The 12997-nt window shown below is 56.0% G+C and carries 12 protein-coding genes; 3 read left to right on the plus strand and 9 right to left on the minus strand.

What is annotated here, in order from left to right:
- The first annotated feature begins 364 nt into the window (after positions 1 to 364).
- The gene (locus tag NMP98_RS01275; protein WP_254859676.1) at positions 365 to 3031 is read left to right on the plus strand and encodes a hybrid sensor histidine kinase/response regulator; all 2667 of its coding nucleotides are present in this window, start codon (positions 365 to 367) and stop codon (positions 3029 to 3031) included.
- A 552-nt stretch (positions 3032 to 3583) separates the two neighbouring features.
- Here NMP98_RS01275 and NMP98_RS01280 read toward each other — a convergent pair.
- The 5 genes from NMP98_RS01280 to NMP98_RS01300 all read right to left on the minus strand — a co-directional run bounded on the left by NMP98_RS01280 (position 3584) and on the right by NMP98_RS01300 (position 8120).
- Complete coding sequence (locus NMP98_RS01280) at positions 3584 to 3991, minus strand: DUF7970 domain-containing protein (protein ID WP_254859677.1); 408 nt, start codon at positions 3989 to 3991, stop codon at positions 3584 to 3586.
- A complete protein-coding gene (locus tag NMP98_RS01285) occupies positions 3988 to 4863 on the minus strand; it encodes a ParA family protein (protein WP_254859678.1) in 876 nt (291 codons plus the stop codon). Before NMP98_RS01285 ends, NMP98_RS01280 begins: the two co-directional genes overlap by 4 nt.
- A 250-nt stretch (positions 4864 to 5113) precedes the next feature.
- A complete protein-coding gene (locus NMP98_RS01290) occupies positions 5114 to 5563 on the minus strand; it encodes a TRAM domain-containing protein (RefSeq protein WP_254859679.1) in 450 nt (149 codons plus the stop codon).
- Between the two features lie 228 nt (positions 5564 to 5791).
- Positions 5792 to 7072 (minus strand): outer membrane protein assembly factor BamB family protein, encoded by a 1281-nt coding sequence (locus NMP98_RS01295; protein ID WP_254859681.1) that lies wholly within the window; start codon positions 7070 to 7072, stop codon positions 5792 to 5794.
- Between the two features lie 625 nt (positions 7073 to 7697).
- Complete coding sequence (locus NMP98_RS01300; RefSeq protein WP_254859683.1) at positions 7698 to 8120, minus strand: CoA-binding protein; 423 nt, start codon at positions 8118 to 8120, stop codon at positions 7698 to 7700.
- A gap of 83 nt (positions 8121 to 8203) precedes the next feature.
- Here NMP98_RS01300 and NMP98_RS01305 point away from each other — a divergent pair, with 83 nt between their 5' ends.
- Positions 8204 to 8917 (plus strand): SDR family oxidoreductase, encoded by a 714-nt coding sequence (locus tag NMP98_RS01305; RefSeq protein ID WP_254859684.1) that lies wholly within the window; start codon positions 8204 to 8206, stop codon positions 8915 to 8917.
- Positions 8918 to 8937: 20 nt separating this feature from the next.
- Here the strand turns inward: NMP98_RS01305 and NMP98_RS01310 are convergent, their stop codons facing one another.
- The 4 genes from NMP98_RS01310 to NMP98_RS01325 form a co-directional block, all read right to left on the minus strand.
- Positions 8938 to 9600: an alpha/beta hydrolase gene (locus NMP98_RS01310; RefSeq protein ID WP_254859685.1), complete on the minus strand. Its 663-nt coding sequence runs from the start codon at positions 9598 to 9600 to the stop codon at positions 8938 to 8940.
- Positions 9600 to 10544: a VOC family protein gene (locus NMP98_RS01315; RefSeq protein ID WP_254859686.1), complete on the minus strand. Its 945-nt coding sequence runs from the start codon at positions 10542 to 10544 to the stop codon at positions 9600 to 9602. The genes NMP98_RS01310 and NMP98_RS01315 overlap by 1 nt, the downstream gene beginning before the upstream one ends.
- 62 nt (positions 10545 to 10606) lie before the next feature.
- Positions 10607 to 11242 (minus strand): VOC family protein, encoded by a 636-nt coding sequence (locus tag NMP98_RS01320; protein WP_367997248.1) that lies wholly within the window; start codon positions 11240 to 11242, stop codon positions 10607 to 10609.
- A gap of 111 nt (positions 11243 to 11353) precedes the next feature.
- A complete protein-coding gene (locus NMP98_RS01325; RefSeq protein ID WP_254859688.1) occupies positions 11354 to 12514 on the minus strand; it encodes a low temperature requirement protein A in 1161 nt (386 codons plus the stop codon).
- A 75-nt stretch (positions 12515 to 12589) separates the two neighbouring features.
- Here NMP98_RS01325 and NMP98_RS01330 point away from each other — a divergent pair, with 75 nt between their 5' ends.
- Positions 12590 to 12952, plus strand: coding sequence for a winged helix-turn-helix transcriptional regulator (locus NMP98_RS01330; protein WP_254861348.1), 363 nt, complete (start codon positions 12590 to 12592; stop codon positions 12950 to 12952).
- Positions 12953 to 12997: the final 45 nt, after the last annotated feature.

Raw genomic sequence — 12997 nt, forward strand, 5'->3', positions numbered from 1 at the left:
CACCACAGCGGTTCAAGAGGGTGTCTCGAACAGTCTGGGTCTCGGAATCCGATATTGTACATTTACGCTGGCGGTGAAACCGCCTCGGTGTACGTCATGCTACAAAACGTATCTGCATAAATATCCGTGGGAGCGTCAGAACGTGGCTTGTGTCGGCGTTGTCGGATTCACGCCCGCCGTGAACGATGGGGTTTCTCTCCTCGAAGAAAGATAGGACGGCGGCCGACAGTCTTTCGGCGGTTGCTCTTTCTGAGAAACCACGCGAGACACCCTATATCGACTGAAAACCGTTTGATCAGCAATCAAAACGGGTGTTCGATGCTGGCCCTTACGCTTAAATTCACACCGTTAGTAATACACGAGTATGGTGTCTCCTCAAACCAATAACATTTCTGTAGGCCCGCCAAGCAACGAGGAGGCAATTTCTATTCTCCACGTTGATGATCAAATCGACTTCATCGAGATGGCCGCCCGGTTTCTCGAGGGTGAACGCGATCGGTTCACTGTCGAAACCGCAACAAGTGCCAGTGAGGGACTCGAACGACTCTCCGAAAAATCGATTGATTGCGTGGTCAGTGATTACCAGATGCCCGGCATGGACGGGCTGGAATTTCTAGAAGCGGTACGCGAGAAGCGTCCCGACCTGCCGTTCATTCTGTTCACCGGCAAGGGCAGCGAGGAGGTCGCAAGCGACGCCATCTCGGCCGGAGTCACCGATTACCTTCAGAAAACCCCCGGCTCTGAGCAGTTCAACATTCTGGCCAACCGTATCGAAAACGCGGTCCACCAGACTCGAGCGGAACACCGCCTCGAAGAGAGCCAGCGACGGTTCCGGACGCTGCTCAGCAACGTACCGGGGATGGCCTATCGCTGTCGAAATGAGCGTGGCTGGCCGATGCTCTTCGTCAGCGATGACTGTGCCGAATTGACTGGATACGACCAGTCGGAATTCGTCGACGGCGACGTCAGTTACGGCCGAGATGTCATGCACCCGGACGACCGCGACCGAGTCTGGGGATCCATCCAAGACGCCTTGGAGTCTCGGGAGCCGTTCCGCGTCGAATACCGTATACGGAGTGCTGACGGGATGGAGAAGTGGGTTTGGGAGCAAGGTCAGGGCGTATTCGACGGCGGGGAGGTTGTTGCGCTCGAAGGCTTCATCTCGAATATAACGGAGCGACAGAGGGCCCAAGAACGACTCGAGTACCAGTCGTCGCTGCTGGAAGCACAGATGGAGACCACGATCGACGGGCTGCTCGTCATCGATGAAGACCGAACTGTCGTCTCCTACAACGACCGGTTCGTCGAGATGTGGGGAATTCCCGACGAGTTGGTCGCGACGGAATCGGACCAAGCGTTATTGGACTGGGTCGTCGAGCACAAACTCGCGGATCCAGAGGAGTTCTTGGAGTTGGTCGAAGCCCTTTATACCAATCCAGGGGAGACGAGCCGCGACGAAGTCAGACTTACGGACGGCCGGGTGTTCGACCGCTATTCGGCCCCGGTCGTCGGCGACGACGGCACTAACTACGGTCGTTTGTGGGTGTTCCGCGACATCACAGAGCGCAAAGAGCGTGAGCGAGAACTCGAACGGCAGGAGTTCCTGTTTAGCCGGGTACAAGAGATCGCTGATGTCGGCGCCTGGGAGTACGATCCACAGGCGGACGAGATTACCTGGACCGACGGTATCCGTCGTATCCACGGGGTCGACGATGACTACGAACCGACCTTAGAGGAGGCATTTGACTTCTATCACCCCGAAGATCGTGACGAGATTACCAGAGCGGTCACCAGCGCAATCGAAAATGGAGAAGAGTACGACCTCAAACTACGTATCGTCCGGCCCGACGGAGACATCCGAGACATTCGTACACGGGGGGAAGTCAGCACGGATGAACGCGGGGAAACTGAGCTCGTTCGGGGAGTGTTCCAAGACATTACTGAACGCAAGGAGCACGAGCAGGAACTCGTCGAAGAGTGTGAGAAGTACACGACACTGGTCGAACAGAGCCACGACAGTATCGCGATCGTCCAGAACGAAGAGTTCGTTTTCGTCAACACCCGTATGACGGAGATCACTGGTTACGACGAGGACGAACTCCTAGGGATGCCATTCACTGAGGTGATTACCCCGGAGGACCAACTACTCGTACAGGACCGGTATGAACGACGACTCGATTCGGACGCCGACTCGCCTCCATCTCGGTATACCCTGACCTTCGAGACAAAGGATGGACGCAAGCGAGTCGTTGAGGTCAGTGCCGCCAACATCCAGTACGAGGGAGCGCCGGCTGGTCTTGCCTCCTTCCGAGACGTGACCGAGCGCCAACGGTATGAAAACGAGTTGGAACAAGTCAACGAGCAGCTGGAGATATTGAATCGGGTTGTTCGCCACGATATCCGTAATGACATGGCAGTCATCCTCGGATGGGCAGACTTACTTGAAGACTCCGTCGACGACGACGACGGGCAGGATAACCTCGAGAAGATACTCACGAGTGGTGAGCATATCGTTGAACTCACAGAAATCGCTCGTGACTACGTTGAGACGCTGACGAGCGGCGAGGAGGTTGAGATCAAACCAACGGCGTTACGACAGGTGCTAACGAACGAGATAACCATTCGTCAAGAGGCATACCCTGGTGCGGAGATCACCGGTGACGGCTCCATCCCGGATGTCGACGTTCAGGCGAATGAGATGCTTTCCTCGGTGTTTCGGAACCTGCTGAACAATGCCGTCCAGCACAACGACAAAGACACGCCGGTCGTCACGGTCGCTGCTGAAGAGCGAGAGGACGACGTGCGCGTGACGGTCGCAGATAACGGGCCAGGAATCCCTGAAATGCAGCACGAGACGATATTCGGAAAGGGTGAGAGGAGTCTTGAGAGCAGTGGCACCGGCATCGGTCTCTACTTAGTCGGAACACTGATTGACCAGTACGGGGGCGATGTCACGGTCGAAGACAACGAACCGGAGGGAGCGATGTTCACGGTGACACTTCCGAAAGCAGATTCACCCCAGCAACGCTAGTGAGGAAGGGTATTCACGACGATTTTCGGACGGTACTTGACGACGCCGACGATTCCTGATCCACAATACGGCAGCTAATTTGAGGAGTCAACAAACTGGCGTCGAGGGAGATGATCGAGGTCGCTTCAACGGAGGTCTCTAGTCGGATAACAGTGCATCTGAACCTCCGAATCGGCCCGAGTTGGTCCCTAACCAAACGGTAATTCAATTTATTCCTCAGATTCAGACGCAACAGTAAACGACTCTGGTGCGCATGGAAGCTGGTTGTGTTGACACCATTGGCAGTGTTCAACAGCACTGTACCGCCCGAACGAGAACTCAGTAATCGGTTCATCGACGACGCCACCTCGTCTCTGATGGTTTCAAGTTCGTCATTGCTAAACATGCGTGACTCGACTTTCGGTCCGATATTACCAACGTACGCATAGCCCGCACGATTGACTGACTCGTCGTACAGTTCACGACAGGCAAGCAGGTAAATCGGGAGTTGCTTATCGAAGTTACAATAAAACTTCGCCCTTCAGGGCGGGGAGGATGTCAACAAAAACTGTCTCAGGGCTCGTCGAATGTCATCCCGTAACCCCACTCCTCAAGCTCACCTTCGACGTCGTCGAGATGCTCAAGCCCGGCCCGAACCAACGCTTCCCGAAGATCGGTGAGCGAGACATCCGCATCGAAGCGTTCCTCTAGCTCCCGCAATGCATCCCGCTCCGCCCGCTTCGTCTCCGGCAGCAAAAACAGCGGCACGCGGTCCCGACCGTCCTGGACCCCATCCCGACGGAATTTGTACGGGATGGTCATCGACTGCTGTTGACTCTCCGTCGTCTCGGTACTCGACTGCTCACTTGGCTCGTCAGCGGTCGCCTGCCCGTCGGCGTCTGCCTCCACTGGGTCTGAATCATCCGCCGTCGTCTCTTCGGCAAACGGATCCTCGCCGGCGCCTTCCTTCATGCCCGTCATGCCGATAGCACCTCGTGGTCAAGGTCACCGGGTTCCGGTGGATTTGGCGCTTCGATACCGACTTCCGCTCCGAGGTGTCGCGCAATGCGGTCGAACTGTGCGAGCGTCTCGAGTTCGTAGTCCCGGCGACGGTCACGGTGGTCCCGCACGTATTTGAACGCCGAACACTGCTGCATCCATGCACCTTCCATCATCGAAGCTCGCTCGCCGATAATCTCTGGGATGGGGTAGTCGATCTCATCGAGAATCGTTCGCTGGTCACGGGTGTTCTTGAACCCGATCGGCACAGCGGCAAGAACACCGACCTCTACGTCCAATTGGTCTTCGAGTCCGGCGACGAGGGACTCTAATCCTTCGACGGCAGCGCGACCTTTCGCACTCGGTTCGACGGGGATGACCAACGACCGAGTCGCGTGGATGGCGTTGTAGAGATGAGGGCCTTCGGTCGCGGGCGGATCACAGATGAGGACATCGTATTCGTCGGGTACGCCGGCTTCACGGAGGACACGGAGCAGCTGGGCGTGCATACCGAAAGCCTCGCCCATCGCTTCTGCCTGCTCTTTCTCTCGTTGGAGGTACTCCGCGAGGTCCGAGAGCATGTTGTGCTCTGGGATAATGTCGACGCCTTCGACCGTTCGGATGAGATCGTCGAAATTACCCTTCGGGCGACGAATCATGTGCCGGACGAGGTTGTCGACCGGCTCCGTACGGTCAGTATCGACACCGAAAAGGCGAGAGAGGTCGCCATCCTGTGGGTCAAGTGGGACGACAAGCGGTTTGAGACCGGCTCGTGCGTGAGCAACGGCGAGATTTGCAGCAGTGGTCGTTTTTCCAACGCCACCTGCCTCACTGTAAGTCGAGTACGCTAACATATGATGTTCATTGCTGGTATTTATCTTGAATGTTCGTCAGACACGTGTAACACAACAAACCAAACATGACATTCATTAATGTATTTAGTAGTGTGTGATAACGGTATTCAAGAATAAGAGTAATGGATACAACTCATGAATGTGATTAATGAATGTATGCAATGAACATAACCAATGAAGATTTGCAATGAACACGATTAGTGAATGCACATACGGAGGTGGTATTCAGCCATCTGCAGCTGTGTGAAAATCAGTTAGTACGGCTTCCAGAAATTGGCTCGCCAAATGCGACCGTCTGATTCACGGTCGTAATTTCGACCTCGACCTGTTCGCCGGGTTGCGTCCCTGGAACGATAACGATGAAGCCACGTTCGACCTTCGCAATGCCGTCGCCTTGGTCTCCAAGCGTATCGATCGTGACTGAGCGAACCTCGCCTTCCTCAACTGGGGGCTCAGGTGATTGGGTTTCTGATGGAGCCGTTGGCTGTTCGTCGCTCGGGTCGTTGCGAGAGGAACCATGGCCAGGTTCTGACTGGGAGGTATCTACGGCGGAGGGAAGAAGCGCAACTCGATAGATTTCGTCAGCTGAAAGCGAACTGTTCTCGACGACCTCTTTCGGGAAGCTTACAACGTACCGATCGCCATCAGCTTCGACCCGCGACTCGATTAACAGCCGAAGGGAATCTGAAATCTGCGTCATTACCGCTCTTACAATTCCCTTTCACAAAGTGGCCATGGATATGAGCTAGTAGTTACCTCTCCGGTGAATATTTCTAGCATAAACCCTTGGCCGCTATATCGAGAGGAGTCCAGGCGTTGAGACTAGCCGCCCTACTGCATACGACCCTCAAACCTATTCACCGAGAGTGTTCATCCTCGTTTTATATGTCCAAAGCAGGACTCCCCTTCAGAAAGCGTATCTCAGGTCTCAGAACAGCCCCGAATCCCCTTCCGGTGGGACGTCCCCGAGCACGCCGACACTATCGATGGTGTTAGCAGTGAAGTAGACCGCTCCGTCGACAAGCACCGGGGGAGTGGTAAACACCACGTCGAACCCGTCGATGTGATAGTACCAGCGTACGTCGCCGGTCTCGCGGTCGAACGCGGCGATCGTGGGCCATGTCGTTTCCAGTTCGAACTCCTCGTACTGGACCGGAGCGACGATGGTGTCCTCGCCAACGCAGAGCCCCTCTTGACATCCCTGGGCCTCGAGACGCCACTCTTCGGTACCATCTTCGATAGAGATCGCTGCGAGGCTTTCGAAAGTCAGCCAATAGGCAGTTCCGTCCGCGAGTGCTATGCCGTAGGCTTCGCGGTTGTAGCTGTCGAGCGTTCGGAGACGCTCTCCGGTGTCGGCGTCGTGGACGGTGAGCGCGCCGTTGGCAGCAACGACGATTCCATCAGCAGTCGGTCTCGGTCCGAGCACAACATTCTCGACGCTTTGACTCCATACCTTACTGCCGTCCGTGATATCGAGGCGATACAGCTCCGATTCCGAGGCGACGAAAGCGCCGTCTCCTTGGACTGCAGGAGCGTCGACAATGCGCCCCGCAAGCGGTGTAGACCACTGTTGTTCTCCCGTCGTAGCGTCGAAGGCTGTGAGAGCAGCATCTTGCCTAGAAACTTCAGGAACCAGCACGAGCGTCTCCGCAGAAACAGCGGTCATCTCGGTGCGGGAAACGGTACCGGATAATGTAGCAGTCCACTCCTGGTCACCCGACTTGCGGTCGAGCGCGATTACTTGGTCTCCGTACGCGGCAACCAGCAACTCTCCGATGACGGTGGATGTATAGTGGTTTGCCTCCTCGATACTGACACTCCAGCGTTCAGAACCGTCCGTCGCGTCGAGTCCGACGATTTTCGGGCCAGGGTTTGGGTCGACGTTGCCGATGTAAACCTCCCCGTCGGCCACGACCGGTAGCCAGCGCGTGAATGCGTCCGACGTCCAAGCGAGATTCCCGCGCGGCGGGACGGTTGCCTCCGTTGCCCCTGTGTTCCCTTTGTCCCGCATATACTGACGCCACGACCCTGAGGGGGTCGACGGGAGAGAACGATCACGGCTGCCCAGACAGCCGCTGAGACCAACACTAACACCAACAATACTCGCCGTCAGAAACGTTCTCCGCTTTATATCATCCTTGATTTGTGAGTCCTTACCCTTTTGTGATGAATCACCGAACACGGTTCCACTGATTTTGGAGGGCTTCATACCGATATTTATCGAAACATCAATGTAAGAGCGTATCGGATATCCTTGACAATCATTTTGCGTTCGCGTGTCTGCTGTACTCGATCTGGTGAGCAGTCGATCCGCTCGTGCAGGTCGAATTGACTGGTGAGTATGAGAACTCAGCGTGATTACAGCCGACAACACGCTGACGCTGTTGAAGAAGGTGGCAGGAATCGGGTAGTGAGGCACTCTGTCCGGGTTAGCGTGCCGTCTGAGTGGTACGGTGCTGGAGGTCTCGTTAATTTGCCTATATGATTGGGTTGTGACACGAACAGCCGCTTGGAGAGTCATCTGGAGCAGTTTTCGCTGACCGAATCGGTCGAAGCCACGCACCACAGCCCCGCTAAACCCGTTGTAGTCTCAACTTCCCACAACCTCGGAGGATGGATTTTGATGTGTGCCTTTAGTTCAAGAATTATTTCAGGGATTTGTGATTTCTGAAAATGTTCCGCAGCTACTAGGGATGAGGAAGCCGACATCAACTAAACGGGGGGTTCTGAAAATCACTCTGGTTCTCTGATGCTGGACATGATGTTCTTCATATACAATCTAGCCCGAGATTCGGCTTCAATCCAGACCGATTGCACGACTAATCAAGTCCACATCAGTCCATCGGATGACGAATCAGTTGGCCGTGTTCTACCTTCATACAGCGATCTTGAACGACATCTAACCCGGCTGCTTCCGCTTCGTGTGCTGCCTTGTCGTTCTGGATCCCCGGTTGCATCCATATCGCTTTCACGTCGTCACGAGAGAGTGCTTCCTCCACAATCCCCGGAACTTCCTCACTCGGCCGGAAGATCTCGACGATATCAACAGTCTCGGGAACGGTGGCAAGTGAATCAGACGCCTGAGTGCCAAAGATCTCGTCTGCAGTCGGATTGACCGGGTGGAGTTCGTACCCGTGCCTCTGGAGATACGCCGGTACGATGTGTGCGGCTTTCTCGTACGAAGTTGATGCCCCCACGACTGCAACCCTGTCGAGTTCCAGAACTTGACGTAGTTTATCGGAGCTTTCGATTGGCACACACTGTATAGATTGATCTCAAACATCAGTATTCCGCTGGAAACCAGTCCACTTTATCGCACCCCCTCTCAACATTCGGCCGGATGTCGATACAGTTTGACTTCACCGGTCAGGTGGTTCTCGTTGCGGGGGCTAGTGGCGACCTCGGAACCACGGTTGTCGAACAGTTCCAGAATGCGGGCGCAACTGTCTGTATGAGTGCCCGTCACCCCCCTGAGGACGGGAACGCTGCTGAACTGCTTGAGAACGATATGGTTCACTTCTACGGTGCCGACTTCACTGACGAAGCAGCTGTCAAAGAAGCCTACAACTCGATTATCGACGACCACGGTCGACTTGATGCAGTCTGTACGGTAATCGGCGCTTGGAGAGGTGGAACGCGACTTGACCAGACTGCTGTCGACGAGTTCGACTTCCTAATGAGCGTCAACCTCAAGACGATGTTCTTGGCCGCGAAGCACGCTGTGCCCCACCTACGCGAATCGAATGGGGATCTGGTGAGTGTCAGTGCCAGGTCCTCCTTGGAGGGTGGTAAAGGAGATGGGCCGTATCGAGCCGCGAAAGCTGGTGTCCGGCTGTTAACCGAAACGATTGCAGAGGAGAATCTTGGTAGTGTTCGCGCGAACGCAGTCATGCCGAGCATCATTGATACGCCGGCGAATCGAGACATGCTCCCGGATGCTGATCACGATAGCTGGCCGACACCCGAGGAGATTGCCCGGGAGATTGCGTTCCTCTGTAGTGACGCTTCGAGCGCTACAAGCGGAGCTGCGGTGCCCGTGTACGGAGAAATCTGACAGCCTTCGAGTACGTCAGTTCAAGAGAGTCGTTCGATGAAGGTGTTTATCGTCTGAATCTCGTCGTCGTTAATCGCGTGTCCCAGCCCATCGTAGAGTTTGCTGGTCACGTCGCCACCGAGTCGTTCGAACAACTCTGCAGAGTCGTTAACCTGCTCAGCGGCGACGTATGGATCGTCAGAACTGCAGCCGAGAAATACTGGGGTTCCGTTGATGGACCCCTCGTACTCCTCTCTCGTTTCTTCCCCGAGTAGACTTCCCGACAACACTACGAGACCCCCGTACTGACGGGGATTTCGGGCGACGAACTCACTCGCGAGACACCCGCCTTGTGAAAACCCGAGAAGAAGCGTCTGTTCGGGTGAGATTCCGGTATCAGCAGCAACGTCGATTGCTCTCGCCACGTGATCGAGTGCCGAGGAGAACCACGGTTCATTGTCTTCGAGTGGTGCATACCCGGAGCGGGGATACCAAGAATTGTGAGCCGCTTGCGGGGCGAGATACATCACGCCGTGCTGTAGAAACTCGTCGATGAGCGCGAGAATGCTCTGGGCAGTCGAACCGCGTCCGTGCAGCATCACGACGGCGTTCTCCGCTACCTTCGGCGGTGCTCCCGCTGTCTCGATGGGCTGTCCACGGTGTGGGTCCTCTCTTGATCCGGCAGAATTAGCGTTCCGTCCCATTAGTTTGTCCCTGCCCCAGAAGAGGGATCGAGCGGCCGCAGTTGCCCCTCGATCATCTCGCGGTCTTCTTCGAGCCACGGCGGGAGAAATAGCGATTGTCCGAATGAGTCGAGGTGGCCCTCACCTGCGAGTCCCGGCTCTTCCGTAGCGAGTTCGAACAGGATCCCGCCGGGTTCGCGCACGTACAGCGAGTGGAAGAAGTGACGATCCTTCACTCGTGACACATCGTACCCACGCTCGCGGAAGAGGTCGTGCCACTCGTAGAGTTGGTCTTTCTCAGGGATCCGCACGGCAACGTGATGGATGGATCCAGCACCCTCCCGTCCAAACTCGGCGTCCCGGTCGAGGAGATCGACGACGGTCGCACGGTCTCCCTGTGCCTGATACCGAACCCGGTCGCCGGCTTGATCGCGGAGTTCGAATCCCAGTGTCTCCAGGACGCTCGCAGTGACGAAGACGCTCGTCGACAGTAGCGTTACGCCGTGGATGCCGCGAATCGCGTGCTGAGTCGGAACCGAACCGTCAACCCACGGCTCTACGTCCGACTCGCCGGTGACGAGTTCGAGTTGCGTGCCGTCCGGGTCGGAAAACCGAAGGATCGTCTCGTCAAACCGGTCGCGTGGTCCCTCGACCGTGACGTCGTGGTCGGCTAGTCGGTCCTGCCAGTATGACACCGAGTTCGACGGGATGGTCAGCGTAGCGGTGCTGATTTGTGGCTTCCCGGGGCGACCAGCCTCTTCGGCGGGATACGGAAAGAACGTCAGGGCGGTGCCCGGTGAGCCAGTTTCGTCACCGTAGAAGAGGTGGCGTGTGAACTTCTCGTTGAAGTTCACCGTTTGCTTGACGAGTCGAAGACCGAGCACGTCGCTGTAGAAGTCGACGTTCTCCTGGGCGTCGCGAACGATGCCTGTGATGTGGTGGATTCCGGGTGTATCGGTGAGCATGTGAATGGGATGTCGAAGAGATGTCGTGAAGCTACGCTCCGTGTTTCTGGTGTCGGTCGGGCTTAGTCGAATCCGCCAGCACCAGACTGCGCGTTGGGGAGTTTCTTCCGTTCGATGGGTAGGTCGAGTACGATGAGTGCGGCTTCGAGATGTTCCGCTTTGGCGTACTCGGCACCGTCTTGGAGTCGTTTTTCCTGTGCGAGGGCCAGCACTTCGCCGCGCCGATCGTCGGGAATCTCGAATTTGTCGGTCGCAAGTTCGATGACGAGGCCGTTGTGATCGCTCGTATACAGCGAGTGGAAGATCCCACGGTCGAACTCGTTGTAGTGATGACCGTGTTCTTCGAGTCCGGCACGGATCTCTTCCAGTCTTTCGGGCTCGTACCTGAACGCGATATGGTGGACACCGCCAATCGGTGTTCGCAGACGGTCCGTGTTCGTCTTCCGCCTCTCTTCGACGAAGAACGTGAGAATGCGTCCGTCACCCGTATCGAAGAACAGGTGAGTAACGTTCGGCGCGTCGAGATTGGGCTGTTTGAGGACGAGGGACATTCCGAGCACGTCCCGGTAGAACGCAACGGTGTCCTCGACGTTGCTCCCTATGATCGAGACGTGATCCATCCCGGTTACGTGGAATGCACTCTCCGGTGGAGTATCGGTCACGGGCGGGTCGGTGGGTGGCGATTGAGAGTTAGCCATGGTTCGTTGTGTGATTAGATTTGTTTTCGAACCACTGTAAGTGCTCTCGGACAGAAACAACACCTGGTGACAACGATGCCAGTACCGACCGGATTCAGAAGATGTGGGCGTTCACGTTCCACGTACTGAGTGTCGATACTCGGAGTACAGCGTCTCATAAGCGGCGAGTGCAACGAACAGAACCATGACTCCGGCCAAGGCAGTAAGTGAAGACACTTCCAGTACCACAGGGATGATTGCACAGGCGAAGATTGCAACGACCAGACGTGGTCTGCTGATGCTGCCAACATCGCGCAACCGAGCGGCCACGTCACCGAATAGATAGAGTGCACCGCCACCACATAATGCGACTGCAGGAATCGTTTCGAGTGGGACCTGTGGATGGGCAACTGTCTTTTTGAGGCCGAACGCGACAAATATGACACCCGTCACGATCGGGAAGTGCAAATAGCTGTAGGTATCCCGGGCCATTCTGGCACGCTCGTGACGATCTGCTGTGACGAGATTCTCTTCCATCCCTAGTGTGACGTAATCGAAGTACAGCCACGCGAGCCCGGCGGCAAGTATGATTCCGAGGAACGCAGCAACAATCGATTCTGGGGGAAGTTCGAGGACGTCGTTCCCAAGCCCGAGGCCCATTGCCAACACTGACTCGCCGAGTGCGATAATGACGATATCTCGATGTCGATCGACGAAATGCTCGGGGCGGATCTGGAACCCAGCAACACCACGGACGTACGCGACTCCATAATCGATCGCGAGCGCGACGACCCAGACCGCAGCTTGTAGCGGGCCAGCAAGAAAGCTGGCCACCACAAGTAACAATGGTCCACCCAAAAAGCCCGGGGCGAGTCGGAGGATAGCATCTCGCGTTTCGGGTGTCGTCGCAGTCGCATACAGTGCGACGTGCAACACTCGAACGACGAAATATGCGACTGCAAAGAGCAGCGCACCCTCCTGGAAGGCGGTCGGAACTGCAAGGGCGACAATAAACATCCCAGCAGTTGCGGCAAAGATCACTATCCGTTCAGCGACGCTCTCTTCAGTCGATAGCGCATCCGTCAGCCACGTGTAGGTGACCCATCCCCACCACAGTACTGCAAGGAGGGCTATAGCGCGGCCCACGCGCATCCAAGTGATGTCCGCCGCTAGAAATGTTGTAACCTGTACGAACGCAAATACGAACACGAGGTCGAAAAACAGTTCGACAGGACTAACGGAATCCGCTGCATCACTCCCGTCTTTACTTTCTGTTGGCAGCACCTTCGCCATCGTTTCGTTGTACTACTGGATCCCAACCGAATCAATATAAACTGCCGCGGACAACGACACTACTAGGTGACAACCATGCCAGCACCTCGGTCAGATTCAGAGGGCAATCTCGCTGAAGACGAACGTAACGTAATCGATTCGCTAAGTGAACTCGGCTCTGAGTGGAGACTGGTCGTACTCTACGACCTCCATAAGGGTGAGAAACGATTCAACGAGCTTAAACGCTCGACCGATGCGTCGGGCCGAACCCTCTCTCGAGTCCTCGACGACCTTCGAGAGATGGGGTACGTTAATCGCCGTCTGGAAGAGGACACTCCCGTGGCCGCATTCTATAGTCTCACCACGAAAGGCGAATCCCTCTGCCCCGTATTCAACGAAATAGAGGAGTGGACCAAAGAGTGGACCGACGAATCAGCGTCCGGGTCTGACCCCACATAAACATCGTCCAGCCGGTTAGGTTCCCAAGAGCGCATCGATTCCCGA

Origin of the sequence: Natronomonas gomsonensis, from assembly GCF_024300825.1 — an archaeon.
Lineage (GTDB): Archaea > Halobacteriota > Halobacteria > Halobacteriales > Haloarculaceae > Natronomonas > Natronomonas gomsonensis.

Coding starts and splice junctions, on each gene's coding strand:
- NMP98_RS01275 (WP_254859676.1), top strand. CDS start 365: ATGGTGTCTCCTCAAACCAATAACATTTCTGTAGGCCCGCCAAGCAAC.
- NMP98_RS01280 (WP_254859677.1), bottom strand. CDS start 3,991: ATGACGGGCATGAAGGAAGGCGCCGGCGAGGATCCGTTTGCCGAAGAG.
- NMP98_RS01285 (WP_254859678.1), bottom strand. CDS start 4,863: ATGTTAGCGTACTCGACTTACAGTGAGGCAGGTGGCGTTGGAAAAACG.
- NMP98_RS01290 (WP_254859679.1), bottom strand. CDS start 5,563: ATGACGCAGATTTCAGATTCCCTTCGGCTGTTAATCGAGTCGCGGGTC.
- NMP98_RS01295 (WP_254859681.1), bottom strand. CDS start 7,072: ATGAAGCCCTCCAAAATCAGTGGAACCGTGTTCGGTGATTCATCACAA.
- NMP98_RS01305 (WP_254859684.1), top strand. CDS start 8,204: ATGTCGATACAGTTTGACTTCACCGGTCAGGTGGTTCTCGTTGCGGGG.
- NMP98_RS01310 (WP_254859685.1), bottom strand. CDS start 9,600: ATGGGACGGAACGCTAATTCTGCCGGATCAAGAGAGGACCCACACCGT.
- NMP98_RS01315 (WP_254859686.1), bottom strand. CDS start 10,544: ATGCTCACCGATACACCCGGAATCCACCACATCACAGGCATCGTTCGC.
- NMP98_RS01320 (WP_367997248.1), bottom strand. CDS start 11,242: ATGGCTAACTCTCAATCGCCACCCACCGACCCGCCCGTGACCGATACT.
- NMP98_RS01325 (WP_254859688.1), bottom strand. CDS start 12,514: ATGGCGAAGGTGCTGCCAACAGAAAGTAAAGACGGGAGTGATGCAGCG.
- NMP98_RS01330 (WP_254861348.1), top strand. CDS start 12,590: ATGCCAGCACCTCGGTCAGATTCAGAGGGCAATCTCGCTGAAGACGAA.